The sequence below is a fragment of the Pseudomonas sp. 37 R 15 genome, assembly GCF_900004865.1.
Lineage (GTDB): Bacteria > Pseudomonadota > Gammaproteobacteria > Pseudomonadales > Pseudomonadaceae > Aquipseudomonas > Aquipseudomonas fluorescens_AM.
Window position 1 is genome coordinate 20,114 of the sequence record NZ_CVTV01000050.1, and the last position, 26,172, is coordinate 46,285.

Here is a 26,172-nt window from a genome sequence, read left to right on the forward strand (position 1 = left end):
GAAATCCACATGGACTGTTGGACAGTGTTGCAATTGGCGGACGATGCCGACGAACGGACCATCAAGCGAACCTACGCGCGACTGCTGAAAAGCTGCCGCCCGGACGATGATCCCGAAGGGTTCCAGCGTCTGCGCGAAGCCTATGAGGCTGCATTGGGGTACGCACGCTGGCGTGCAGACAACGAAGAGGAACAGCGCGCAACTGCCGTCGTCGAACAGACTGACAGCAACCTCAAGGATCTGGCCGAGCTGATGGATGTCCGTCCCTTGAGCCCTGCTGCGTTCGAGGCACCTGCGCCCAAAGGCGCCTACGATCTGGCCGAGCTGATGGACGTCAGTACGCTCAGCCCCGCGCCCTTTGAAGCGCCAAAACCTGACCCGGTCCACGCGTTGCTCACCGGCCTCAACGCCGACAACCTCGATGAACGCTGGGCCCAGGCCCGGCAACAGGACTGCAGCGACGCCTTCCAGGCCGGCCTGCTGCGCCACTGCTTTGAAGCCCCCGGCGAGCGCAGTGCAATTACCCGTTGGGCGATGCAACATCTGGAATGGCTGACACCCTGGCAACGGGTGGCCATGACGCCATGGCAGCACGATGCACTGACCAGTGAGCTGTTGCAGGAATATCGCCTCAACTTGCAGGAACTGCTGGAGCAAAAGGCCGAGCGCGAGTTCATCACCCAACTGACGCACTACAACGAGCAAGCCTGGCTGCGGGTGTTCGATCAGCAGCAACAGTGGCAACACATTATTCTGCAACTGCTGCACGACACCCAATGGAGCGTGCCGCTGTTTGAACGCGTATGCCAGGCCTTTGGCTGGGACGACCAGAAAGGCGTGTTTGCGGAACCCGCGTGGATGTGGCGCAGCCTGGTGTCGCGTTGCGAGCAGGAAAGCTTTTATATCAGCCTCCAAGACAAAGCCCAGGACACCCGGCGCACCTGCGCCGATGCCCTGGCCGCGCGCTTGTTGCTCACGCCCATGACCGCAACCCAACAGATGCGCATCATCGGCAGGTTTGGCCAAAACGAATGGAACGCTTGCCAGCATCTGGGCGAAACCCTGACCTGGCGTTATCCGCAGTTGATCGAACGCCTGCCCCAAAGCGACCTGTTTTTCTGGCGCAAATTCGTCCCGCGACCGATTTACGTCCATGTGCTTATCCGGCTCTGGGCGATCTTTGCCTTGGCCGCTGTCCTGAACCTCGTTCACGTTGAAACCGAAAAGCTGGACTTCGGGGTCGTACTCATCTTAGTGGTATTGGCGATCTTGCCGGCCGTGGTCTTCTTTCGGATCACGCAGATGTGGGCCGGGATGAGTGCGTCCTTTGTAGCTGCGGACGTGTGGCTGAGCCAGTATTTGATCCCTAAACGCGTCAACCCCAACCAGTATTGGCTGGTGTTACGCCACGGCATCCCGCAATTGGCCATGCTCGCGGTGTGCGGGCTGGCACTGGGCATTCTGGGAGCGATTACGTATGCCGGGATGCTGCTGATCAACCTGCTGCACAGCAAACGCATCGGCCACATGGGTGAGAAAAGCCTGAAATTTCCGTGGCTCAACGGCCTGCATTGGGCCTTCTGGAGCCCGCTGCAAGTGGTATTCCTGGTGGTGATGGTGGCGGTGATCATCGCCGCGCAGCATTACCTGCCAGCGGTGCCATGGTCCCATATCGACCTGCCCAAACAGTAACGAGACGCTTGGGCCTGAGCGTATTGCGCAGGCCCGCAACTTGCGTTCGATCATCGCCCACAACCCGCTCTGCCCCACTTTCACCGTCCCCGCAGCACCCAGCACCATGGCGGCCACCTGCATAACCCCAATAACAACAGGTCCGATACCATGAGCACTTTCCATCCGCGCCAGCTCCTGCTGGCCAGCGTTGTCAGCAGTCTTGCCCTGCCCGCTCTTGCCGAGGAGCACGGCTTTCTCGAAGACGCCAGCGCCAACCTCAACCTGCGTAATTTTTTCTTCAATCGCAACTACACCAACCCGACCAAAACCCAGGGCGGCGCGCAGGAGTGGACGCAAAGTTTCATCCTCGACGCCAAGTCCGGGTTCACTCAAGGCACGGTCGGCTTCGGTGTGGACGTGCTGGGCTTGTACTCGCTCAAGCTCGATGGCGGGCGCGGCACCGGCGGCACGCAGTTGTTGCCGCTGGACCACGACGGCCGCCCGGCCGATGCGTTCGGGCGCCTGGGCGTGGCGTTCAAGGCGCGGTTTTCCAGGACTGAAGTGAAAGTCGGGGAATGGATGCCGGTGCTGCCGATCCTGCGCTCGGACGATGGTCGCTCACTCCCGCAAACCCTGCGCGGCGGGCAGATCACATCAAAGGAAATCGATGGCCTGACCCTGTATGGCGGTCAGTTTCGTGCCAACAGCCCGCGCGACGACAGCAGCATGCGCGACCTGTCGATGACCGGCAAAACCGCGTTCACGTCCGATCGTTTCAACTTCCAGGGCGCCGAATATGCCTTCAACGACAAACGCACCCAAGTCGGGGTGTGGAATGCCCAGCTCAAGGACATCTACAGCCAGCAGTTCGTCAATCTGATCCACAGCCAGCCCGTAGGCGACTGGACCCTGGGCGCCAACCTGGGGTTCTTCTACGGCAAGGACGACGGCAGCGCCCGCGCCGGCAACCTGGACAACAAAACCTGGTCCGGCCTGCTGTCCGCGCGCCACGGTGGCAACACCTTCTACGTCGGCCTGCAAAAACTCACCGGCAACAGCGCCTGGATGCGTGTCAACGGCACCAGCGGCGGCACCCTGGCCAACGACAGCTATAACTCGAGCTACGACAACGCCGAGGAAAAATCCTGGCAGGTTCGCCACGACTACAACTTCGCCGCCCTCGGCGTACCGGGCCTTACCCTGATGAACCGCTATATCAGCGGCAGCAACGTGCACACCGGCACGGTGACCGACGGCAAGGAATGGGGCCGCGAAAGCGAATTGGGCTACACCGTACAAAGCGGCAGCCTGAAAAACCTGACCCTGCGCTGGCGCAACTCCAGCATGCGGCGTGACTACAGCAACAACGAGTTCGATGAAAACCGGTTGATCGTCAGCTACCCGATAAGTCTGCTGTAAACCGGCGCCGCAGTTACTGTATGGTGCGCGCCTGCCGCTGCTGATCGCCCCAGCAGCGGCCTTTCATTCGGGCCCGCGCACAGCATGAAAACCTTCGTCCCAGCAATCGCAGTGTTTGCCCTGGCCCTGAGCCTGGGCGGCTGTATCGGTTCGCCCATTGCCCTGACGCCGCAGACCGAGCAACGCCTGCAAGCCCGGGCGCCGATCCGTTTTCTGCTGACTTTCGATGACGGCCCCAGCGCCTCGGGCTACAACAACCCGAGCCGCTCGGTGGTGGCCGATCTGGCCGATAACCCGGTATCGCCGGGGATCAAGGCGGTGTTCTTTCTACAGACCGAAGCCGCCCGTTCAGGGGGCAGCGCGCGGGGCCGCAAGACCATGGTGCGTGAGCATGCCGCCGGCCATGTCCTGGCCTTCCACACGGCGACGGCGTTTCATACCAATCATCGCTGGCTCAATGACGCCGAGTTGGAACGCACCCTGACCCAGGGCGCCGCGGACATCGCCGCCATCACCGGCACGCCGCCCCTGCTGGTGCGGCCACCGTTCTGGAACTACGACCACCGCACATTCGCCGCCTACCGACGCCACGGCATGCAGGTCCTGCTGACCGACCTGAGTGCCAACGACGGCAAGATCTGGGGCTTCAATGGCAGCCCACGCCGCCGCGCCAACCTGTACCGGCAGCTGTCAGTGGTGCGTGAGCGCATCGCGGCGGGTGAGTTGCCGACGGTGGACGGCGTGGTACCGGTGGTGGTGACCTTCCATGACATCAACCGCTACACCGCACGGCATATGCAGGAGTACCTGCAGATCCTGATGGACAGCGCCCGCATCAACGGCCTGAAGACCGCCGCCACGCCCTTCTACACCGACACCGCCACCCTGCAACGCGCAGCGCTGGCCCGCACGGTCCAGGATATGAACGAGCCGGTGCATCTGCCAGGGGTGTGGAATTGGCTGTGGGACGCCGATGCCCACTAAGCGCCCCGCAACAATTGGATGTGCAGGTATAAATAGATATCAGGAACCCTACATCAATACTTGCCACCAAAGAGGAACGCAACTCTTCATGCCCAGGTAGACAATGATTACCCAACCGCCCTCCCCGCCCATACCAATGACGGATCCCTTACTTTCGCCAACCTTTCAAGCCTCTGGCGCTCCAACGGCGACGATGATTAATATTCCTAGTGTGAGCGACCCTCACGCCAACAACGATCGACGCCTGAGGTTCAACGCAAACTCACGACTCGCCCCAGACCAAAAACCGGTTCATCGGTACAAAGAGAAATACATCAACGCTGAAGTGCTGCGACACGACAAGCATGTAAAAATAAGTCATGAAACAACCATCAACAGCCTGCATAGAAAACCCCACTTAGCCGAAGACTTAGTAGTGGTGATTGAAACAGGCAATGCCAATGACCGTATCAGAATAAAAGACGGTCCCGACCAGAGCATAATCGTCACAGTCAATGATAAACCCTACCAACTCAATAAGATTTACTCCGAAGAAAGCGAAGTCTACAGCCTGCGTATTAAAACAAACGGGGGCGACGACTGTGTGCTTGTCGACGCTGATGTGAAATTCCCCGTAGACATCGACTTAGGGGACGGTAACGATTACGCCCAGGCTGGCTCAGGATATACCACCCTGCGCGGTGGATCAGACAACGATACGCTTAAGCTCGGCAGTGGCCAGGGCATAGCGTTCGGGGGTGACGGCGAGGATCTGATGATCGCCGGTACCGGTAATGGCGTGCTCAGGGGCAATAATGGCAATGACCGCATGCAAGCTGGCGAACGGACTAAGGGGAGTAGTCTGTACATGGACGGAGGAGACGGTCACGACTTCATGATTGTCACCAAGAACACCCTTGATAACCCGACTATTTTACACGGGGGTAAGGGCGAGAACCTTATCGTTACCCACGGCAAGGCCACCGTATACACCGGACGCGATAAAAACATTGTTCGGACGCACAGCGACGACAGCGTAATTTATGCCAAACCCACGGACGAAGTTCATCGTACCCCGGGCTCCACACTGACTCACACGACCTTCAAGGAGGTGGGACACAGTGGGTATACCGTCGAAGGTTCTGAAGAGTTTGTACAGACCGTAAAAGATGATCTTGACTTATTACGTCTCTCGCCGACAGGCAAGCAGATGTTAGCTGAGGCGGACGCGGCAGCGAACCGTAATGATGCTCCGACGCTGATCAAAGAAACCAAAGTCAATAACGGTTCTTATCACTTCAACAGTTTGAAACTGAGAAAACATTTTTCCACGGACAGACCTGATGAAGTAAACCCTAAAGACAAATGGAAGGGACAAAACTTCGGCGGCGTGTTCACCACATACGACCTGGAAGGATTAACTCCAGCCGACTGGGGAGAGGTTACTTACAATCGACCCGGGGATGTCGCGACCGCAGGCGAAATACATTACAACCCCTCCTTTTCGCTCCCTGATGTCAGTGGCCCCATCGTCACGCTGTACCATGAGATGGCCCATGCGTATAACGGAGCCAACGGCAGCATGCTACCCGGGAGAACAAGGGTGCCGCATAAACTCTCCGGTGAACGCGATGTTGAACACCAGGCGGTTGGCTTACCCACCGACGCGCAGCCGTTCAACTTCATCAACAGGCCATCTGCGCAACCCACCACGACCAACCCCAAGCCGTTCACTGAAAACGCATTGAGAGAGGAACTGCAACTGCCCCTCAGAAAAAAATATTAGAAACAGGGCCACCGCCTATCAGGCCGAACCTCGCGACTCCACGCCCAACTCATCCCACACCGATTCGGCCAAGTGGAACGTCGCGTTGGCCGCCGGGATCCCGCAGTAGATCGCGCTCTGCATCAGCACTTCCTTGATCTCGGCGCGGGTCACGCCGTTGCTGGCGGCGGCACGTAAATGCAGCTTCAACTCTTCGGTGCGGTTCATGCCGATCAGCATCGCGATGGTGATCAGGCTGCGGGTGTGACGTGGCAAGCCTGGGCGGGTCCAGATGTCTCCCCACGCATGGCGAGTGATCATTTCCTGAAACTCGCTATTGAACTCGGTCAGGGCATTGAGGCTGCGCTCCACATGGGCGTCGCCCAGCACTTCGCGGCGCACTTGCAGACCCTCGGCATAACGTTGTTTCTCGTCCACGAAAAGCTCCTCAGCGGCCCAGCAGAAATTCAATCACGCGGTCGCTGAACGCAGCGCCGGCTTGCACATTGGACAGATGCGCCGCATAGAACTCGGCGTATTCGGCGCCCTTTACATGGTTCTGGATAAAGTGTCCGCCGGCTGGCGGGGTCACCGCGTCTTCCGTGCCGGCAATCACCAGGGTGGGCACTTTGATCGACGCCAACTGATGACGCAAATCCGCATCGCGCACCGCCGCGCAGTTGGCGGCATACCCTTGGGGCGAAGTGGCCGCAAGCATGGCAGTGATCTGCTCGGCCTGGTGGGGGTTGGCGGCGGTAAAATCGGCGGTGAACCAGCGTGCAATCGAGGCATCACGCAGTGCAACCATCGCCGCCGCGCCATCGCGCAATACCATTTCGATACGCGGGTTCCACACCTCAGGCGTGCCGATCCTGGCGGCGGTGTTGCAGACCACCAGACGATTGAGCCGCGTGCCGGCGTTGATGCCTAACCATTGGCCGATCAACCCGCCCATGGACAGCCCGCAAAAATGCACGCGGTCAATATCAAGCGCATCCAGCAACGCGATCACATCGTGACCCAGTTGTTCGATGCTGTAGGGGCCCTCGGTGACCAGGGATTTGCCATGGCCGCGGGTATCAAAGCGCAGCAGGCGAAAATGCTGGGTGAATGCCGGCACCTGGATGTCCCACATATGCAGGTCAGTGCCCAGGGAGTTGGACAGCACCAGTACCGGTGCATCGGCGGGCCCATCGAGTTGGTAATGCAGTTCGCCCTCGGCGAGTTGTACGAAAGCCACAGTGGTCTCCTTACGCGGTCAATGCAAAGTGTTCAGTCACGGCGCGGCTGACCCAGGCAGGGGCCTGGCCGAGGTAGTTGGCCGGGTCGAGCAGACGGTCCAGTTCGGCCGAGGATAACTCGGCGGTGACCTGCGGCTGATCCGCCAGCACGGCACGCAAATGGCGCTGCTCGGCGACCGCGCGTTTGCAGCACTGCTCCAGCAAGTGGTGCGCGGTTTCACGCCCCAGGCGTTGGGCAAGCACGCTGCTGACAGCTTCGGCCAGCACCAGGCCCTGGGTCAGGTCGAGATTGCGGGCCATGCGCTCGGCATCCACCTCCAGCCCTTCGCTGACCAGCAGCGCCTGTTTCAGTGCCCCCGAGACCAATCGGCAGATCTGCGGCAAGGTTTCCCATTCGGCATGCCACAGCCCCAGGCTGCGTTCGTGCTCCTGGGGCATGGCACTGAACATCGTCGCCACCAGACCGGGCACACGGGTCGCGGCGCTGATCAGCACGGCGGCGCCGACCGGATTGCGCTTGTGCGGCATGGTCGAAGAGCCGCCCTTGCCCGGCGCCGAGGGCTCGAACACTTCCGCCGCTTCGGTTTGCATCAACAGGCTGATGTCGCGGCCCAGCTTGCCAAGGCTGCCGGCGATCAGGCCGAGCACGCTGGCAAACTCCACCAGACGATCACGTTGCGTGTGCCACGGCTGCTCGGGCAAGCTCAGTTGCAACTCGGCGGCCAAGGCTTGCGCCACCGGCATGGCCTGCTCGCCCAGCGCAGCCAGGGTGCCCGACGCACCGCCAAACTGCAGCACCAGCAAACGCGGTTTCAATTCCACCAGGCGCTGGCGACTGCGCGTCACCGCGCCCAGCCAGCCGGCGATCTTCATGCCCAGGGTGACGGGCGTGGCATGCTGCAGCCAGGTGCGCCCGACCAGAGGTGTCGATGCATACCGCTGCGCCTGGGACGCCAATACATCGCCCAGGCGCGCCAGGTCCGCTTCGATCAGCTCCAGCGCGCGGCGCAATTGCACCACCAGGCCGGTGTCCATCACATCCTGGCTGGTTGCCCCCAGATGCACATAACGCTCGGCCCCGGCGTCTTCAGCGGCAATCAACTTGCCCAGCGCCTTGACCAATGGAATCGCCGAGTTGCCCGCCGTGGCAATCGCCACGCTGAGCGTATCCACGTCATACAGCGATGCCAGGCAGGCCTGGGCAATCGGCGCCACGGCGGCCTGCGGGATCAACCCGACCTGGGCCTCGGCCCGGGCCAGCGCGGCCTCGAAATCCAGCATGCCCTGCAATCGGCCCTGGTCACAGAACACTTCAGCCATGCTGTCGGCGGTGAAGTAGGCGTCGAACAGTTGGTTGCTCGTGCGCAGTGTCATAACTCATCCCTTACAAATCGTGATGCAGGTACGCCGCCTGTTTCGGCAGGCGCAAGCTGAACAGGAACGCCACGGCCATCATCGCGGTGACGTACCAGTAAAAGGTGTTTTCCATACCGATGGACTTCAGGCTCAGCGCAACCACTTCCGCCGAACCGCCGAACACCGCGTTGGCCACGGCATACGCCAGGCCCACGCCCAAGGCACGCACCTGGGGTGGGAACATCTCGGCTTTGACCAGGCCACTGATGGAGGTATAGAAGCTGACGATGGCCAGTGCCAGCGTGATCAGCACAAAAGCCAGGAACGGACTGGTCACGGTTTTCAGGGTAAGCAGGATCGGCACCGTGAACAGCGTGCCCAGGCCGGCGAACCAGAGCATGGAATTGCGCCGGCCAATCTTGTCGGCGAGCATGCCGAACAGCGGCTGCATGCACATGTACAGAAACAGCGCGCCGGTCATGATGTAGCTAGCGGTCTTGGCGTGCATGCCGACGGTGTTCACCAGGTATTTCTGCATATAGGTGGTGAACGTATAGAAAATCAGCGAGCCACCGGCGGTGTAGCCCAGCACCGTAATGAACGCTTTGCCGTGGTCACGGAACAGCGCGACGATACTGCCGGCGTCCTTGTCTTCGCGCATTTCCTTGCTGGTGGTTTCCTTGAGGGTGCGGCGCAGCAACAGGGAGATCACCGCCGCAATGGCGCCGATCACGAACGGAATGCGCCAGCCCCAGGCACGCAATTCTTCTTCGGTGAGGATCTGTTGCAGGATCACCACCACCAGCACCGCCAGCAGTTGCCCGCCGATCAGGGTCACGTACTGGAACGAGGCGAAGAAACCGCGCTGGCCCTTGAGCGCCACTTCGCTCATGTAGGTCGCCGTGGTGCCGTATTCGCCCCCCACCGACAACCCCTGGAACAGCCGCGCCACCAGCAGCAGCGCCGGGGCCCAGGCGCCGATATCCTTGTAGGTCGGCAGGAAAGCGATGACCAGGGAACCGGCGCACATCATCAGCACCGAGATCATCATGGAATTCTTGCGGCCATGTTTGTCGGCCACCCGGCCAAACAGCCAGCCGCCGATCGGACGCATCAGGAACCCGGCGGCGAACACGCCGGCGGTGTTGAGCAGTTGGACGGTGGGGTCGTCCGAGGGGAAAAAGGCCGGGGCGAAGTAAATGGCGCAGAAGGCATAGACGTAAAAGTCGAACCATTCGACCAGGTTGCCGGAGGAAGCACCGACAATCGCAAAAATCCGTTTGCTGCGCTCTTCTCCGGTGTAGTGACTGGTTTTTGTGGTCATGGTTTTTTACTCAATGGGAACGGTTATAGCCTAGACATACTTTGCAACAACCGTTTCATGCAAGCAGACTTTTGGGTAGGTGGTGCCTGGGAGGGGCCCATCGGGGGCAAGCCCCCTCCCACATTTTGATTTGTGAATACATTCAAGTGTGGGAGGGGGCTTGCCCCCGATAGGGCCCTACAGCCCACTCAATAATCGAAAAACACCGTTTCCTTATCTGTCCCCTGCAAAACCACATTCCACTGATAAACCCCCGCCGCATCCTGCCTGGCAATCAACGTACCGCGACGCTGCGCCGGCACACACGCCAGCAACGGGTCATCCCCATTCAACGCCTCACCGTCAAAATAAATCCGCGTCAGCAAGTGCTTCACCAACCCACGAGCAAACACCAGCACCACCAGATGCGGCGCCTGGGTCGTGCCTTGAAGCCCCGGCACACTGCCCGGCTTGATCGTGGTAAAGCGAAAGCGCCCTTCGGCATCCACCGGCACGCGGCCAAAGCCTTCGAAGTTGGGATCCAGCGCTTTGTCCTGCTCGTCTTCCGGGTGGTCGTACTTGCCGGCGGCGTTGGCCTGCCAGACCTCAAGCATGGCGTCGTTGACGACATCGCCGTTGCCGTCCACCACCTGCCCGCTGATTGCCACGCGTTCGCCCAGGGTGGCGGCGACCGTCAGGTCTTCGCGGTTCAGCCAGGTCAGGCCGATGTGGTAATACGGCCCGACGGTGTGGGACGTGGTTGCGTAAAGGCTCATCTCATTTCTCCATCGGCGTGGCGTCGCGGCCGCGCAGGACGATGTCCCAGCGGTAGCCGAGGGCATAGGAAGGAATGGTTTTTTCCAGGTCGAAGCTTGCGATCAGGCGTTGCTTGGCGCTGGCGTCCGGCACGCAGTTGTAGATCGGGTCGTATTCGAGCAGCGGGTCGCCGGGGAAATACATTTGCGTGACCAGCCGCGTCAGCACGCTGGGTCCGAACAGCGAAAAGTGAATATGCGCCGGGCGCCAGGCGTTGTGGTGGTTGCCCCACGGGTAGGCGCCAGGCTTGATGGTCTGGAACTGGTACCAGCCCTCGGCGTCGGTGACGGTACGCCCGGTGCCGGTGAAGTTCGGGTCCAGCGGCGCATCGTGCAGGTCGCGCTTGTGGTTGTAGCGACCGGCGGCGTTGGCCTGCCAGATCTCCACAAGGATGCCCGGCACCGGCAGGCCGTTCTCGTCCAGCACCCGCCCGTGAATGATGATGCGTTCGCCCTGGGGCTCACCTTCATGCTGGGCGGTCAGGTCGTTGTCGTTCTTGCTGATGCGCTCGGCGCCGATGGTGGGGCCGGTGATTTCCGACAAGGAATGGGGCAGAAACACCAACGGTTGCGACGGCGAACGCAAGTTCGTCGACTGGTAGGCCGGGTGCAGGTAGTCAGGTTGAGTGCCCGCGTGCGGGCGCCGGTAACCGGGCTTGTCTTTCATGGAGCAAATCCTCTGTTGTTAGACGCGTTCAATCGCCAGGGCCAGGCCTTGGCCCACGCCCACGCACATGGTCGCCAGGCCTTTGCGGCCGCCGGTTTTTTCCAGCTGGTGCAGGGCTGTCAGTACCAGCCGTGCGCCGCTCATGCCCAGTGGGTGACCCAGGGCGATGGCGCCGCCGTTGGGGTTGACCTGCGGCGCGTCATCGGCAATACCCAACTCGCGCAACACCGCCAAGCCTTGGCTGGCGAAGGCTTCGTTGAGTTCGATCACGTCAAAATCAGTGACCGCCAGACCGAGGCGCTCCACCAGCTTGCGCACCGCCGGCACCGGGCCGATCCCCATCACGCGCGGGGCGACGCCGGCACTGGCCATGCCCAATACACGGGCGCGGGCAGTGAGACCGTGTTTCTTCACAGCCTCTGCAGAAGCGAGGATCAGCGCGGCAGCGCCATCGTTGACGCCCGAGGCGTTGCCGGCGGTGACGGTCTTGTCCGGGCCGTTGACCGGTTTGAGTCTGGCCAGAGCGTCCAGGGTGGTGTCCCGTGGATGCTCATCGTGCTCCACCAGGGTTTCGCCTTTTTTATGGGCCACCCGCACCGGCACAATCTCTTCGGCAAAGAAGCCGGCGGCCTGCGCGGCAGCGGTACGTTGCTGGCTGCGCAGGGCAAAGGCATCCTGGTCGGCGCGCGAAACATTGTAGTCGTCGGCGACGTTATCGGCGGTCTGCGGCATCGCGTCGACGCCGTATTGGGCTTTCATCAAGGGGTTGATAAAACGCCAGCCGATGGTGGTGTCTTCGAGCTTCATGGTGCGTGAAAACGCCGCATCGGCCTTGCCCATCACGAACGGCGCACGGGACATCGATTCGACGCCGCCGGCAATCGCCAGCTCCATTTCGCCGCTGGCAATCGCGCGAAAGGCGGTACCGACGGCGTCCATGCCCGAGGCGCACAAGCGGTTGAGGGTCACACCGGGAATACTCTGCGGCAGACCCGCCAGCAACAGCGCCATGCGTGCCACGTTACGGTTGTCTTCGCCGGCCTGGTTGGCACAGCCGAGGAACACTTCATCCACGGCGCTCCACTCCACCGTTGGGTTGCGTTCCATCAGCGCCTTGATCGGCAAGGCCGCCAGGTCATCGGCGCGCACCGTGGACAAGCCACCGCCGAAGCGGCCGATGGGGGTGCGAATGGCGTCACAGATAAAGACATCGCGCATCAGGCTTCTCCCGGTGCTTGGCCATGGGCGGCGGCGGTGCGTGCTTCGAGGTCACGCAGGGCGCTCAGCTCCACCTCAGTCGGTTCGGCGGTCACCTCGATCTGGTCGGCAAAACGAACGGCCCAGCCGGTCGCCGCCACCACTTGCTCGCGGGTCACCCCAGGGTGCAACGCAGTGACCACGAACTCATGGCTGCCCGCTTGCGGCTCCATGATGCACAGGTCGGTAATGATGCCGACCGGACCGGCGCCCGGCAGCCCCAGGCGTTTGCGTGAATCGCCGCCTTCGCCGTGGCCGACCGAGGTGATGAAGTCCAGCTTGTCGACAAACGAACGGGACGACTGTTTAAGGATGATCAATACGCTCTTGGCGGAACCGGCAATTTCCGGCGCGCCGCCGGCACCCGGCAAACGCACCTTGGGCTGGTGATAATCGCCGACCACGGTGGTGTTGATGTTGCCGAAACGGTCGACCTGAGCCGCGCCGAGAAAGCCGACGTCGATGCGCCCGCCCTGCAGCCAGTAGCGGAAGATCTCACCGGTGGGCACCACGGTATCGGCGGTTTCCGCCAACTCACCGTCGCCGATGGACAGCGGCAGCACCGATGGCTTGGCGCCAATCGGGCCGGACTCGTAGATCAGCACCACGTCAGGCGACGAGGTCAGGCGCGCCAGGTTGGCTGCCTTGGACGGCAGGCCGATGCCGACGAAGCACACCGAGCCATTCTTGAGGCGGCGCGCGGCGGCGACGGTCATCATTTCATTCGTGGAGTAAGTCATTACTTGGCCTCCTGCGCGGTGGCCAACCTGGCCTGGAATTCACTGAAATCGGCGGTGCCGTGGATGTATTCGTCGATCCAGGCGGTAAAGGTCCCACGGTCGCGGGCAATCGGGTCCCACGCCTGGTAGAAACGGTTGTCGCGTTCGTTATAGCCGTGGGCGTAGGACGGATGCGCGCCACCGGGCACATGGCACACGGCGGTCAGGGCCCAGGTCGGCAATACGCAGCTGTTCATCGGCGCGTTCAGGTCATCGACGATTTCCTCGACGGTGACGATGCAGCGCTTGGCCGCCAGGGCCGCTTCCTTCTGCACGCCGAGAATGCCCCACAGCAGCACGTTGCCCTTGCGGTCGGCCTTCTGCGCGTGGATCACCGTCACATCCGGGCGTACCGACGGGACGGCCGCCAGCACCTCGCCAGTAAACGGGCACGTGACGGTCTTGATCAGCGGGTTGACCTTGGGCAAGTCGGAACCGGCGTAGGCACGCAGCACCGCAAACGGCAGGCCGGAGGCGCCGGCGACGTAGGCGTTGGCCAGGTCGGCATGGCTGTGTTCTTCGATCTCCAGTGGCTGCGGCCAGTGTTTTTCCACGGCGTCGCGCAGACGATGCAGGGAGCCCACGCCCGGGTTGCCGCCCCAGGAGAAAATCAACTTGCGCGCACAGCCGGCGCCGATCAACTGGTCGTAGATCAGGTCAGGCGTCATGCGCACCAGCGTCAGGTCTTTCTTGCCCTGACGAATGATTTCATGACCTGCGGCCGTGGGGATCAGGTGAGTGAAGCCTTCGAGGGCGACGGTGTCGCCGTCGTTCACGAAGCGCTTGACCGCATCACGCAGGGTGAGAATTTCAGCCATGGGGTTGGGCTCCCGGTGTTGATCGAAAAAGGCGCTGAGGGGGGCGCCGAAGTGCTTGAAGATTAAGCCGGGGGGATGGGCCGAACAATCCGATAATCGACTCAGTGTTCGATTATCGAACGAATTGTTGCGGGGCTGACTCTTGGGCGCAGATGATCCAATGTGGGAGGGGGCTTGCCCCCGATGGCGGTGTATCAGTCAGCAATTATCAAGCTGACCCACCGTAATCGGGGGCAAGCCCCCTCCCACATTTTCGCCAGACGTCAGGTCGCGTCGGCGTGACTGACCATGCCCTTGATCAGCACCGCTGCCGTGGCCAACCCCGCCGGAATCACCAGCGCCGTCAGTACCTGCTCGAAGTTCCAGCCCAGTCCCAGCAAGGTAGCGCCCATCCACGCACCGAGAATGGCACCGAAACGGCCGATGCCGAGCATCCACGACACGCCGGTGGCGCGGCCCTGGGTGGGGTAGAAGCGCGCAGCCAGCGAAGGCATCGCCGATTGCGCACCGTTGACGCACATCCCGGCAATCAGCACCAGAGTCGCCAATAGCGTGATATTGCCCAGGCTCTGCCCGACCGCGTAGGCAAATACCCCCGCCAACAGGTAGAAGATGCCAATCACTTTGTGCGGGTTGAACCGGTCCATCGCCCAGCCCACGCCGACGGCGCTCAATACGCCGCCAAACTGGAACAAGGCGCCGATAAAGGCGGCCTGCTCCATGCTGGCGCCACTGTCGCGCATCAGGGTTGGCAGCCAGCTGGTGAGCAGGTAAACAATCACCAGGCCCATGAAATAGGTGAGCCACAGCAACAGCGTGCCGGCGCTGTAGGTGCCGGAAAAAATCACCGCGAACACGTTGCGCGCCTTGACGGTCTTTTGTTCCGGCACGCTGAAGTGAGTGGCCTGGGCGACAATGCCGGGTTCAATCGGTGACAGGGCCTTGCGTACCTTGTCAGTGCCACGGTTGCGCACCACCAGGTAACGCGCCGACTCCGGCAACCACACCAGCAGCACCGCGCCCAGGATCAACGGCAGGATGCCACCGATCAGCAACAGGCTGTGCCAGCCGAAGGCCGGGATCAACTTGGCCGAGATAAACCCGCCACCGGCCATGCCCAGGTTGAAGCCACAGAACATGCTGGTCACCAACAGCGACTTGTGCCGCTCGGGGGTGTATTCGGAGAGCAGCGTGGTGGCGTTGGGCATGCCGGCGCCCAGCCCCAGGCCCGTCAGGAAACGCAACACCAGCAGTTGGTCGACATTGCTGCTGTAGGCCGAAGCCAGGCTGAAGGCACCGAACACCAGCACCGCACCTACCAGCACCACTTTGCGCCCGAAGCGGTCGGCCAGCGGGCCGGAACCCAGCGCGCCGAACACCATGCCGATCAACGCGGCGCTCATCACCGGGCCGAGGCTGGCGCGGTCGATGCCCCAGTCCTGGGACAGCGCGGGTGCGATAAAGCCCATGGCGGCGGTGTCGAGGCCGTCGAGGAAGACAATCAGGAAGCACAGGATCACCACACGCCATTGGTAACGAGACAACGGCTGGGTATTGATGAAGGACTGCACGTCCAGGGTAGAACCGACAGATGGCTGATTCATTATTTTTATTCCACACCGATGGCGGGCCAGCGACCTGGGGTCGCCATTATTATTGGAGCGCGCCCTGAAGCGCTGCCGCACATTAATAAGTCAGGGGAAACAGCGTCAATTGATCACGCCGGGTTCTGTGCGGTCACCGAACACTCAGGCAAACAGTTGCATGCTCAGCTCGCGACTGGCGCTGAGCATGCTCGGCAGGAAACGCTGCTCCAACTCGCTGCGGCTGACCCGCCCGGCATGGGTACTGACATTGAGCGCGGCCAGCACCTGGCCCGAGGCGTCGTAAACCGGTACGGCAATTGAACGCAGGCCCTGCTCCAGCTCCTGATCGACGATGCACCAGCCCTGCTGACGCACTTGTTGCAGGCATTCGAACAACGCTTCGGGCGTGGTCAAGGTGCGACTGGTCTTGGTTTGCAGATCGGCGTGGTCAAGGTAATCCTGCAACGAGGCATCATCCAGGGCAGCAAGCAGAATGCGGCCCATGGAGGTGCAGTACGCCGGCAAGCGTCCACCCACGGACAGGTCAACGGAAATCAGGCGCTGAGTGGTGGCCGAACGGGCGATATAAAGAATGTCGTCGCCTTCAAGGGTCGCCATATTGCAGGCTTCGTGAAGCTGTTCGCTCATGCGGTCCAGATAAGGCTGGGCCGACACGGCCAAAGGGGTCGACGATAAATAGGCGTGGCCAAGGGTCAGCACCTTGGGCAGCAACGAGTAGGTACGGCCATCGGTGGTGGCATACCCCAGCTTGATCAAGGTATGCAGGCAGCGGCGCACGGCGGCACGCGGAATTTCGGTGCGATGGCTGATCTGGGCGATGGTCAGGTGACGCTTGCGCTCCTGAAACGCCTGCACCACGGCCAGGCCACGGGCCAGGGAGGTCATGAAGTCCGGATCACCCGTGAACGCCTGGATGCGCTTGGCGGGTGATGCCACGATCGGCGGCGCCACTGACGCGAAGGAGTTGCGCAATTGATCGTTCATTTCCAGGGATCCTTTTTCTTGTTTTCAACCACAGAAGGGCTGGCTGCTATTACTAGCTGCACGCTTAGCGATGCACAAGGCAAGGGCGGCAACATTGGGCGATTATCGGACGATCATTCGATTATCGCAATTCTCGGCTGCCAAGCCTGCCGCAGCGCGTTGCTCGGTAAAAAACGGCTGCCTGAGGTATATGTTCAGCCGACACTTAGGTTGTGATGTAACAAAACTCGCACATGAAGTTGAGGCTTTTTAACTTTATGCCGATAGCGTTCTTCAAATGCGTCGCTATAATGCAGCCTGTACAGAGGTCAGCCCAATTCAGCTATTGGGATCGGAGCTCGCCCGGCGCCGCATTCCGTGCGCATGGTCGATTAAAGCAGTGGATTGAAAAAGCGATCTCAGGTCCCTACTTAAACTTGGACAGGGCGTCTGTTCAAGTAGGTATACCCGCGGCGCCTTCTGGCTTGAAGTTGTACCCTTATTAAACCCAACTCAATTAGGTAACACTGTGACGAAAGATGAACTGCGCGCGGAACTTGAGCGCCAGGAGCAACGTTACAAGGACGTTTACGGCGGGGAAGTCACCACCTACGCCGCCCAGCCTGAGCCGGAACGTAAGCCATGGCGCAAGCGCGCCAGCCTGCTGGACCAGGCATTCGCCCAGGAAATCCAGAAGATCGAGCAGGAACTCAAAGCCGAAGAGCCCTAGGGCTGTGCGTTGAGCCTCCAGGCTTTACCGTCTGTGCCGGCCATCGCCTGCGAAGGGCATCGCCCTTCAAAGCCACTGGTCGGCGCCCTACTGCTGCTAACGAAATTTCATACAAATGTTTCACACATGACATTTTCGTGTCGAAACCGCGTTTTTTCGCGCCCGGGCTTTACAAATCAACCACTTGCCAAAGCCCCGAAAACCCTGGGATGCGCCTGCACAGCCCGGTTTTTTTCAAGCTAGATTGTTACCGATGAGCAGCTAATGCATCGATTACTGAGGTTTTCTGGCATAATCGCGCCCCCTTACGACCGGGTCAGAAAACCTTCATGATCGATTTATTCAGCGGACTGGATGCTTGGGTTCTAGTGAGCCTGTTGCTCGCCCTGGCCTTTGTCCTCGCCTTCGAGTTCATCAATGGCTTTCATGACACCGCTAACGCGGTGGCCACAGTCATCTATACCAAAGCCATGCCGCCGCACCTGGCGGTGTTCTTCTCCGGGGTGTTCAACTTCCTTGGCGTGTTGCTCGGCGGTGTAGGTGTCGCCTACGCCATCGTGCATCTGCTGCCGGTGGAATTGCTGATCAATGTGAACACCGGCCATGGTTTGGCAATGGTCTTCTCATTGTTGGCGGCGGCAATCACCTGGAACCTGGGCACCTGGTACTTCGGTATCCCCGCCTCCAGCTCCCACACGCTGATCGGCTCGATCCTCGGTGTGGGCCTGGCCAACGCCCTGATCAACGATATTCCCCTGGCTGACGGTGTGAACTGGCAGAAAGCGATCGATATCGGTGCGTCCCTGGTGTTCTCGCCGATGGCCGGCTTTCTCGTCGCAGCCCTGGTGCTGATCGGCCTGAAGTGGTGGCGCCCGCTGTCGAAGATGCACAAGACCCCGGACCAGCGCCGCAAGCTTGACGACAAGAAGCACCCGCCGTTCTGGAACCGCCTGGTGCTGGTGATTTCGGCCATGGCTGTCAGCTTCGTGCACGGCTCCAACGATGGGCAAAAAGGCATCGGCCTGATCATGCTCGTGCTGATCGGTATCGTGCCGGCGCAGTTCGTGCTCGACCTGGGCAGCACCACCTACCAGATCGAACGTACCCGCGACGCCACCGTGCATTTGAGCCAGTTCTACCAGCGCAACAATGCCACCCTCGGCGAGTTCCTGGCCCTGGGCAAAAGCGTGAAAGACGATCTGCCGGGCAAGTTCCAATGCAACCCGCAGCAGACCGAGCCGACTATCAACGCGCTCGTTGATACGCTCAAAGGTGTTTCCGACTACCACGCGTTGAGTGCCGACCAGCGCATTGAAGTACGTCGTTACCTGCTCTGCCTGGACGATACCGCCAAGAAAGTCGGCAAGCTGCCTGGCCTGGATGCGCGTGAAAAGTCCGACCTCGACAAGCTGCGCAAGGACCTGACCGCTACGACCGAGTACGCACCGTTCTGGGTGATTCTCGCGGTCGCACTGGCCCTGGGCCTGGGCACCATGGTCGGCTGGAAGCGCGTGGTGCTGACCATCGGTGAGAAGATCGGCAAGCAAGGCATGACCTATGCCCAAGGCATGTCGGCACAGATCACCACGGCCACCATGATCGGCTTTGCCAATATCTTCGCCCTGCCGGTGTCCACCACCCACGTGTTGTCTTCTGGCGTGGCCGGTACCATGGTCGCTAACAAAAGCGGTCTGCAAGGCGGTACGGTCAAGACTATCCTGATGGCCTGGGTGTTGACCTTGCCGGCAACCGTAGGCCTCTCGGCCGGGTTGTTCTGGCTGGCGTCCTGGGCGCTGGGCAGCTGATTAGTCGCCTGCAATAAAAAAGGTGCGATTCGCGAGAATCGCACCTTTTTTTATGGCCTGATGATCGTTCCCACGCCCTGCATGGGAATGATCGGCCAACGATCGGCCAAAAAAAAGGGCGACCGAAGTCGCCCAAAATGCCTTGCGTGCCCTGTAATCCGGAAAAACCTAGGGTTTTTTACGCTTGTTTGCGTCTTTCCAGATAAAAAATCCAAATCCTACAAAAAACAGCACCATGAGGCTTACGGTCAGCACTCCGGCAAATACCACATTATCGATAAACATGACCGGCCTCCTGCACTTGCCCTGTTGCGATAGGGCTAAGTTAATGGAGAAGGCGCAATGGAAAATTGACGGGGATCAATGTCGCCCGCGACGGGGCGTAAAGAAGGGCAATAACTGACCTGGATCAATCCAGGCAAGTTGATTCAACGTTTTTTCGGCTTGTTCTTCGACTTCTTCTTGGCTTTACCCAGGGGCATCGCCTGTTCAAACGCCTGGCGCACTTCGTTCAGGCGTTTGTCATTGAGGTCGTGCACGCGCTTGGCGCGTTCGGCATTCAGGTCGATCAGCTTGTCGTCGTCACTCATGGCTTGGCTTACGTTATGGCGGGAGTGCCCAATAATGCGGTCTCCCGCGCCCGACGGCAAATCAGCGGGCGACAAAAGGCAGGGCATCGACCAGAATCGGCACTTTCCTTCCTCCCCAGGAGACGCAACCCGGTGGCACTGCACAAGGACCTTCCTCCGTTGCTGGCCCTGCGCGCCTTTGAGGCTGTGGCGCGGCACTTGAGCTTTATCAAGGCGGCAAATGAGTTGTCGGTGACCCAGAGCGCCCTGAGCCACCAGGTGCAGAAACTTGAGCAACACTTGGGCAAACCGCTGTTTATCCGGCGCACACGTGCGATAGATCTAACGGTGGACGGCCAGCATTACTACAACGAAATCCGCCCGGCCCTTGATGCCATTGCAACCGCCACCCGCCACCAAAAAGAAGTTCCCGGCCCGAGCCTGTTGCGCGTCGGCTTGCTGGCGTCCTTTGCCACGCTGTGGTTGGCGCCGCGTCTGGCCGGGTTTCTCGATCGCTACCCGCATATCCAGGTTGAATTGCTGCCCGCCATTCAATTGGCCAACGTCGCCGGTGCCGAGGTTGACCTGGCCATCCGTTACGGCAAGGGCGACTGGCCCGACGTGCACGCCACGCGACTGATGACCGAAACCCTGTCACCGGTATGCAGCCCGGCCTTCAAGGCCGGCCAATCGCAGGATAGCCCGCTGTTGATGGCCACCTCACACCGCCCGTTCGAGTGGACGGATTGGTCGCAGCATTATCAGGTCGACCTTGAGCGCCACCCTCGCGTGATGCTGCATGACTACAACATCGTGGTCGAAGCCACCGTGGCCGGCCAGGGAATCGCCATGGGCCGCCATCGCCTGATCCAGCGCAAGCTTCGCGACGGCAGCCTGGTGGAGGCGTTCGACTGGCCGCCGTACCACAGTGAGATCGGCTACTGGCTGATCACGCCCCACAGTCCGCTGAGCGAAGCGGCGACATGTTTCAGTCAGTGGCTGCAGGCAACCTGCGCCGACGCATGATTTTTTTAGATGCGTCGGTTGAGATCTATCCGTTTGTCGGCCACCGGTGCAGCCAACATGCTGGAACCTCACCCCTCAAGAGGTTGCATGATGAGCGACTCCATCCGTCAACGCGTTCACGCCCTTGGCCTGACACTGCCGACTGCCAGCCAACCGGCGGCCAACTACATCAACCATGTCGTCAGCGGGAACCAACTCTTCATTTCCGGGCAGATTCCCCTGCTCGATGGCACGCCCGCCTACGTCGGTCGCGTGGGCGACACGCTGGATGATCAACAAGGCGCGCAGGCGGCAGAACTCGCGGCGCTGGGCCTGCTCGGGCAACTGAGCGATGCCCTGGGCGATGACCTGTCGCGCGTGGTGCGCATCGTGAGGCTGGGGGTATTCATCGCCTGCAACGCCGATTTCCAGCGCCACAGCGTGATCGCCAATGGCGCGTCGAACCTGCTGGTCAACGCCCTCGGTGACAAAGGCCAGCATGTGCGCACCGCTGTCGGCGTGAGCAGTTTGCCAGCAGGCGTGGCCGTGGAGGTTGACGCCATTTTCGAGTTGCAACCGTGACCCCGCTGGACATCCGACAGCTGCGAGCGGCCACGCCTGGCTGCCGGGCCGGCATCGTGCACTTCAATCATGCCGGCGCTTCTCTGCCCAGCCAGGCCACCCTCGACGCCATCGTCGCGCAACTGCAACGCGAAGCCCAGGACGGTCCGATGGAAGCTGGCGAGCATGGCGCTCTGCTGGTGGAGCAGGCCCGTCGCGCCGCCGGGCAATTGCTCAATGCGCCTGCGCCTTCCATTGCCTTCGCCAGCAGTGGCTCGACGGCGTGGAACCTGGCGTTCCAGGCCCTGGGACCGTGGCAGCCGGGTGACCGCATCCTGGTGGGCCGGCATGAATGGGGCGGTAACCTGGCGAGCATGGCCATGGCCGTGCAAGCAGGTGCTCGAATCGACGTCATCCCCTGCGATGCGGCCGGCGCAGTGTGCCCGGTGGCACTGGAGGCGATGATTGACGCCGACGTGAAGTTGATCAACCTCACCTGGCTACCGGCCAACGGTGGGCTGATCAACCCTGCCCAGGCCATCGGCGAAGTGGCGCGGCGTCACGCCATCCCCTACTTTATCGACGCCGGACAGGCGCTCGGCCAGGTGCCTGTGGATGTGCAGGCGCTGCACTGCGATGTGCTCAAGTGCGCCGGCCGCAAGCACCTGCGCGGGCCACGGGGCACAGCACTGTTGTATGTAAGGCCGGCGTTTTTGCAGCGCCTGAATCCTGCCCAGCGCGATGTGTTTTCAGCCCCCTGGACCGCCGCCGGTTTCGATTTGCGCAACGACGCGCGGCGCTTCGAGACCAGCGAAGCGTCCTTTGCCTTGCTGGCCGGACTCGGCAATGCCTTGCAGGAGATCAACCAACTGGGGATAGAAGCGGTATGGGAAAGCGTCTCGCGCACCAGCGCGCGAATCCGCGAAGGGCTGCGCCAGATCCCGGGGCTTTCCTTGCATGACGTGGGCACGCTTCAGTCCGGACTGATCGCCTTCAACCTGAGCGGTTGGGACGCCTTCGAACTCAAGCAGCGCCTGGGCTTGCAGCGCATCAACATCGGCGCCAACGGTGTGGCCTACACACCGCTGGACATGCAGGCGCGCGGGTTGAACAGCATTGCGCGAATCTCCGTCAGCCCATTCAACGACGACCGGGACTGCGAGTTACTGCTGGGGGCCTTGCGAGCACTGCGCGACTAAACCTCGATGTCTACCCACAAGCCCTGGCGCGGTGCGTCTTCAATCAGCGGCGCCACGGGAACGGTGTTGTCGGCGTTGAGCAGATCGCCGGGAATCGGCAGGTGCTGCTCAGGGTCGTCGCCGGCTTCACGCTGACGTTTTTGCTGCTCTTGCTGGCGGCGTTGTTCTTCGCGCAGCAGAAAGGTCGATTGCTCCGCATCGCCCTTTTTCAGGTCGATGGTGCTCTCGTTGGAGCCCGGTTGAACCGGCACAACGGGCGGGATATCCGGCTTCTGGCGCACCGGATCGAGTTGCGACGTGACCGGCACGACACTGACGGGCAGCATGGGTGGCAACATAATCTTGATTCTCCTGATCAACAGGCTGTCGGCGCGCCTCAGGGCGACTTGAGCGTTCGCTCGCCAAGCTGTGACCCAGTCGACAGTTGTGAGTGCCCGCCACCCGTCGATTTAGCCGGCGGGCGTGCACACCAACCCAGTAGTTTTCGTCAGAGTCCTTGGGCGTGGGGCCTTGTTCCGTTAAGATAGTCGGCTTTTTCACGGCGGGAGTCAGGCAGCATGGCGCAGCAGTATCAACCGGGGCAACGCTGGATTAGTGACAGCGAAGCAGAGCTGGGGTTAGGCACCGTTCTGGCACAGGACGGCCGCTTGTTGACCGTGCTCTATCCGGCCACTGGCGACACTCGCCAGTATGCGCTACGGAATGCGCCCCTCACCCGCGTGAGGTTTTCGCCGGGTGACAGCATCACCCATTTCGAAGGCTGGAAAATGACCGTACAGGAAGTCGATGACGTCGACGGCCTGCTGGTCTACCACGGCCTCAACGGGCAGAACGAGCAGGTCACCCTGCCGGAAACCCAGCTGTCCAACTTCATCCAGTTCCGCCTCGCCAGCGACCGCCTGTTCGCCGGGCAGATCGACCCGCTGGCCTGGTTCTCGCTGCGCTACCACACCCTGGAACACACCAGCCGCCAGCTGCAGTCTTCGCTGTGGGGCCTGGGCGGCGTGCGTGCGCAACCCATCGCGCACCAACTGCACATCGCCCGCGAAGTCGCCGACCGTATCGCACCACGGGTATTGCTGGCCGACGAAGTGGGCCTGGGCAAGACCATCGAAGCGGGCCTGGTGATCCATCGCCAGTTGCTCTCGGGCCGTGCCAGCCGCGTGCTGATCCTGGTCCCGGAAAACCTGCAGCACCAGTGGCTGGTGGAAATGCGCCGCCGCTTCAACCTGCAGGTTGCACTGTTTGACGAAGAACGCTTTATCGAAAGCGATGCCACCAACCCGTTCGAAGATACTCAGCTGGCGCTGGTCGCCCTGGAATGGCTGGTGGACGACGAGAAGGCCCAGGACGCGCTGTTCGCTGCCGGTTGGGACCTGCTGGTGGTCGACGAAGCCCACCATCTGGTGTGGCACGAAGACAAGGCCAGCGCCGAGTACTCGCTGGTCGAGCAACTGGCCGAAGTGATTCCCGGCGTGCTGCTGCTCACCGCCACCCCGGAACAACTGGGCCAGGACAGCCACTTCGCGCGCCTGCGCCTGCTCGACCCGAACCGCTTCCACGACCTGCACGCCTTCCGCGCCGAGAGCGAGAACTACCGCCCGGTGGCCGAAGCCGTGCAGGAGCTGCTGGACAAGGGCCGTTTGTCGCCTGCCGCGCACAAGACCATCCAGGGTTTCCTTGGTAACGAAGGCGAAGCCTTGCTGACCGCCGTCAACGATGGCGACACCGAAGCCAGCGCGCGCCTGGTGCGTGAGCTGCTCGACCGCCACGGCACCGGCCGCGTGCTGTTTCGCAACACCCGCGCCGCCGTACAAGGCTTCCCGGAGCGCAAGCTGCACGCCTACCCGCTGCCGAACCCGGACGAATACATGGAGTTGCCGCTGGGCGAACACGCCGAGCTGTACCCGGAAGTCAGCTTCCAGGCACAACCGGACATCGAGGAAGAGCACCGCTGGTGGCGCTTCGACCCGCGTGTCGAGTGGCTGATCGATCAGCTGAAAATGCTCAAGCGCACCAAGGTCCTGGTGATCTGCGCTCACGCCGAAACCGCCATGGACCTGGAAGACGCACTGCGCGTACGCTCCGGCATTCCGGCCACGGTGTTCCACGAAGGCATGAACATCCTCGAACGCGACCGCGCCGCAGCGTACTTCGCCGATGAAGAATTTGGCGCCCAGGTACTGATCTGTTCGGAAATCGGCAGTGAAGGCCGCAACTTCCAGTTCTCCCACCACCTGGTGCTGTTCGACCTGCCGTCCCACCCCGACCTGCTGGAACAGCGCATCGGCCGTCTGGACCGGATCGGCCAGAAACACGTGATCGAACTGCACGTGCCGTACCTGGAAACCAGCCCGCAAGAGCGTCTGTTCCAGTGGTACCACGAAGCCCTGAACGCGTTCCTCAATACCTGCCCGACCGGCAACGCCTTGCAGCATCAGTTCGGCCCACGCCTGCTGCCGCTGCTGGAAAACGCCGACGACGGGCAATGGCAGGCCCTGATCGACGAAGCCCGCGCCGAGCGCGAGCGCCTGGAACAGGAGCTGCACACCGGCCGCGACCGTTTGCTGGAACTCAACTCCGGCGGCGCGGGTGAAGGTGATGCGCTGGTCGAGGACATCCTCGAGCAGGACGACCAGTTCGCCCTGCCGATCTACATGGAAACCCTGTTCGACGCCTTCGGCATCGACAGCGAAGACCATTCGGAAAACGCACTGGTCCTCAAGCCCAGCGAAAAGATGCTCGACGCCAGCTTCCCCCTGGGCGACGACGAAGGTGTAACCATCACCTACGACCGCAACCAGGCGTTGTCGCGTGAAGACATGCAGTTCATCACATGGGAACACCCGATGGTGCAAGGCGGCATGGACCTGGTGCTGTCCGGCTCCATGGGCAATACCGCCGTGGCGCTGATCAAGAACAAGGCGCTCAAGCCGGGAACCGTCTTGCTGGAACTGCTGTATGTCAGCGAAGTGGTTGCCCCGCGCTCGCTGCAACTGGGCCGCTACCTGCCACCGGCGGCCCTGCGCTGCCTGCTGGATGCCAACGGCAATGACCTGTCCGGCCGCGTGTCGTTCGTGACCTTGAACGACCAGTTGGAAAGCGTGCCGCGGGCCAGCGCCAACAAATTCGTGCAGGCCCAGCGCGACCAGTTGACGCCGCGCATCAACGCCGGCGAAGAGAAGATCGCCCCGCGTCACGCCGAGCGCGTGGCCGAGGCCAAGCGTCGCCTGGCGGCCGACACCGACGAAGAGCTGGCGCGTTTGACCGCGCTGCAGGCGGTCAACCCGACCGTACGCGACAGCGAGTTGGTGGCCCTGCGCAACCAGCGCGAGCAAGGCCTGGCCATGCTCGACAAGGCGGCGTTGCGACTGGAAGCGATTCGAGTGCTGGTGGCGGGTTGATCACTGCCTGCTGAAAAAGAGAGGCCCGCACACACTGCGGGCCTTTTTTATAAGCCTTCAGGGCCTCATCGGGGCGTAGGTATCTACACAACTTTGGCGTGAGGCCGAACGTGTGGCGAGGGAGCTTGCTCCTCGCTGGGCCCGGCAGCCTATGACTATCTTACTGATACCCCACAAATCCAAATGTGGGAGGGGGCTTGCCCCCGATGGCGGCCTCTGGGCCGACCAGGATGCTGGATTGGAACGAGTACATATCCGTTTCTGCGTAACGG

At 61.4% G+C, this 26,172-nt stretch carries 25 protein-coding genes; 11 read left to right on the plus strand and 14 right to left on the minus strand.

All coding sequences use genetic code 11. From position 1 onward, the window contains the following. Positions 1-9: 9 nt before the first annotated feature. From BFQ04_RS18255 to BFQ04_RS18270, 4 genes are all read left to right on the plus strand, one after another. Positions 10-1,692 (plus strand): J domain-containing protein, encoded by a 1,683-nt coding sequence (locus tag BFQ04_RS18255; protein WP_065952009.1) that lies wholly within the window; start codon positions 10-12, stop codon positions 1,690-1,692. A gap of 150 nt (positions 1,693-1,842) precedes the next feature. Then, on the plus strand, positions 1,843-3,093 hold the full coding sequence (locus BFQ04_RS18260) for an OprD family porin (protein ID WP_065952010.1): 1,251 nt from the start codon (positions 1,843-1,845) through the stop codon (positions 3,091-3,093). A gap of 84 nt (positions 3,094-3,177) precedes the next feature. Continuing rightward, positions 3,178-4,077 carry a polysaccharide deacetylase family protein gene (locus BFQ04_RS18265; RefSeq protein WP_065952011.1) on the plus strand — a complete coding sequence of 300 codons (900 nt, stop codon included), beginning with the start codon at positions 3,178-3,180 and terminating at the stop codon, positions 4,075-4,077. A 103-nt stretch (positions 4,078-4,180) separates the two neighbouring features. Beyond that, complete coding sequence (locus BFQ04_RS18270; protein WP_256544589.1) at positions 4,181-5,842, plus strand: M91 family zinc metallopeptidase; 1,662 nt, start codon at positions 4,181-4,183, stop codon at positions 5,840-5,842. Between the two features lie 18 nt (positions 5,843-5,860). Here the strand turns inward: BFQ04_RS18270 and pcaC are convergent, their stop codons facing one another. The 11 genes from pcaC to pcaR form a co-directional block, all read right to left on the minus strand. Further along, on the minus strand, positions 5,861-6,259 hold the full coding sequence (pcaC, locus tag BFQ04_RS18275) for a 4-carboxymuconolactone decarboxylase (RefSeq protein ID WP_065952012.1): 399 nt from the start codon (positions 6,257-6,259) through the stop codon (positions 5,861-5,863). Positions 6,260-6,269: 10 nt separating this feature from the next. Next, the gene (pcaD, locus tag BFQ04_RS18280; RefSeq protein ID WP_065952013.1) at positions 6,270-7,061 is read right to left on the minus strand and encodes a 3-oxoadipate enol-lactonase; all 792 of its coding nucleotides are present in this window, start codon (positions 7,059-7,061) and stop codon (positions 6,270-6,272) included. A 10-nt stretch (positions 7,062-7,071) separates the two neighbouring features. Further along, positions 7,072-8,436, minus strand: a complete 1,365-nt coding sequence (locus BFQ04_RS18285; RefSeq protein ID WP_065952014.1) for a 3-carboxy-cis,cis-muconate cycloisomerase — start codon at positions 8,434-8,436, stop codon at positions 7,072-7,074. A gap of 10 nt (positions 8,437-8,446) precedes the next feature. Then, positions 8,447-9,742, minus strand: a complete 1,296-nt coding sequence (locus BFQ04_RS18290) for an MFS family transporter (RefSeq protein WP_065932817.1) — start codon at positions 9,740-9,742, stop codon at positions 8,447-8,449. 188 nt (positions 9,743-9,930) lie between these two features. Further along, positions 9,931-10,497, minus strand: coding sequence for a protocatechuate 3,4-dioxygenase subunit alpha (pcaG, locus tag BFQ04_RS18295; RefSeq protein ID WP_065952015.1), 567 nt, complete (start codon positions 10,495-10,497; stop codon positions 9,931-9,933). A gap of 1 nt (position 10,498) precedes the next feature. Beyond that, entirely contained in the window at positions 10,499-11,203 is a 705-nt protein-coding gene (pcaH, locus tag BFQ04_RS18300) for a protocatechuate 3,4-dioxygenase subunit beta (RefSeq protein WP_065952016.1), read from the minus strand. Positions 11,204-11,221: 18 nt separating this feature from the next. Then, positions 11,222-12,424, minus strand: coding sequence for a 3-oxoadipyl-CoA thiolase (gene pcaF, locus BFQ04_RS18305; RefSeq protein ID WP_175413296.1), 1,203 nt, complete (start codon positions 12,422-12,424; stop codon positions 11,222-11,224). Beyond that, positions 12,421-13,200: a CoA-transferase subunit beta gene (locus BFQ04_RS18310; protein ID WP_065952018.1), complete on the minus strand. Its 780-nt coding sequence runs from the start codon at positions 13,198-13,200 to the stop codon at positions 12,421-12,423. The genes pcaF and BFQ04_RS18310 overlap by 4 nt, the downstream gene beginning before the upstream one ends. Further along, on the minus strand, positions 13,200-14,057 hold the full coding sequence (locus tag BFQ04_RS18315; protein ID WP_065952019.1) for a CoA transferase subunit A: 858 nt from the start codon (positions 14,055-14,057) through the stop codon (positions 13,200-13,202). The genes BFQ04_RS18310 and BFQ04_RS18315 overlap by 1 nt, the downstream gene beginning before the upstream one ends. A 263-nt stretch (positions 14,058-14,320) precedes the next feature. After that, complete coding sequence (locus BFQ04_RS18320) at positions 14,321-15,661, minus strand: MFS transporter (protein WP_065952020.1); 1,341 nt, start codon at positions 15,659-15,661, stop codon at positions 14,321-14,323. Positions 15,662-15,805: 144 nt separating this feature from the next. Further along, entirely contained in the window at positions 15,806-16,648 is an 843-nt protein-coding gene (pcaR, locus tag BFQ04_RS18325) for a pca regulon transcriptional regulator PcaR (RefSeq protein WP_065886157.1), read from the minus strand. On the opposite strand from pcaR, the gene BFQ04_RS29355 reads away from it, so the two are divergent. The 3 genes from BFQ04_RS29355 (at position 16,637) to BFQ04_RS18335 (ending at position 19,162) form a co-directional block, all read left to right on the plus strand. After that, entirely contained in the window at positions 16,637-16,864 is a 228-nt protein-coding gene (locus BFQ04_RS29355) for a hypothetical protein (RefSeq protein WP_137201566.1), read from the plus strand. The genes pcaR and BFQ04_RS29355 overlap by 12 nt on opposite strands. 292 nt (positions 16,865-17,156) lie before the next feature. Then, positions 17,157-17,357, plus strand: a complete 201-nt coding sequence (locus BFQ04_RS18330) for a hypothetical protein (protein ID WP_003172389.1) — start codon at positions 17,157-17,159, stop codon at positions 17,355-17,357. A gap of 329 nt (positions 17,358-17,686) precedes the next feature. Next, positions 17,687-19,162: an inorganic phosphate transporter gene (locus tag BFQ04_RS18335; protein WP_057723136.1), complete on the plus strand. Its 1,476-nt coding sequence runs from the start codon at positions 17,687-17,689 to the stop codon at positions 19,160-19,162. A 168-nt stretch (positions 19,163-19,330) separates the two neighbouring features. On the opposite strand, the gene ccoM is transcribed toward BFQ04_RS18335, so the two are convergent. After that, positions 19,331-19,447: a cytochrome c oxidase subunit CcoM gene (gene ccoM, locus BFQ04_RS30230; protein ID WP_017530457.1), complete on the minus strand. Its 117-nt coding sequence runs from the start codon at positions 19,445-19,447 to the stop codon at positions 19,331-19,333. A 143-nt stretch (positions 19,448-19,590) separates the two neighbouring features. After that, the gene (locus tag BFQ04_RS29700; protein WP_090408332.1) at positions 19,591-19,752 is read right to left on the minus strand and encodes a hypothetical protein; all 162 of its coding nucleotides are present in this window, start codon (positions 19,750-19,752) and stop codon (positions 19,591-19,593) included. 132 nt (positions 19,753-19,884) lie between these two features. On the opposite strand from BFQ04_RS29700, the gene BFQ04_RS18340 reads away from it, so the two are divergent. The 3 genes from BFQ04_RS18340 to BFQ04_RS18350 all read left to right on the plus strand — a co-directional run bounded on the left by BFQ04_RS18340 (position 19,885) and on the right by BFQ04_RS18350 (position 22,496). Continuing rightward, the gene (locus BFQ04_RS18340; RefSeq protein ID WP_065952021.1) at positions 19,885-20,757 is read left to right on the plus strand and encodes a LysR substrate-binding domain-containing protein; all 873 of its coding nucleotides are present in this window, start codon (positions 19,885-19,887) and stop codon (positions 20,755-20,757) included. A gap of 90 nt (positions 20,758-20,847) precedes the next feature. Further along, complete coding sequence (locus BFQ04_RS18345; RefSeq protein WP_065952022.1) at positions 20,848-21,318, plus strand: RidA family protein; 471 nt, start codon at positions 20,848-20,850, stop codon at positions 21,316-21,318. Further along, positions 21,315-22,496, plus strand: a complete 1,182-nt coding sequence (locus BFQ04_RS18350) for an aminotransferase class V-fold PLP-dependent enzyme (RefSeq protein ID WP_065952023.1) — start codon at positions 21,315-21,317, stop codon at positions 22,494-22,496. Before BFQ04_RS18345 ends, BFQ04_RS18350 begins: the two co-directional genes overlap by 4 nt. Here the strand turns inward: BFQ04_RS18350 and BFQ04_RS18355 are convergent. Then, entirely contained in the window at positions 22,493-22,834 is a 342-nt protein-coding gene (locus BFQ04_RS18355; protein WP_065893415.1) for an aspartate-semialdehyde dehydrogenase, read from the minus strand. The two genes, BFQ04_RS18350 and BFQ04_RS18355, sit on opposite strands and share 4 nt — an antisense overlap. A gap of 219 nt (positions 22,835-23,053) precedes the next feature. On the opposite strand from BFQ04_RS18355, the gene rapA reads away from it, so the two are divergent. Beyond that, entirely contained in the window at positions 23,054-25,900 is a 2,847-nt protein-coding gene (rapA, locus tag BFQ04_RS18360; protein WP_065952024.1) for an RNA polymerase-associated protein RapA, read from the plus strand. Positions 25,901-26,172: the final 272 nt, after the last annotated feature.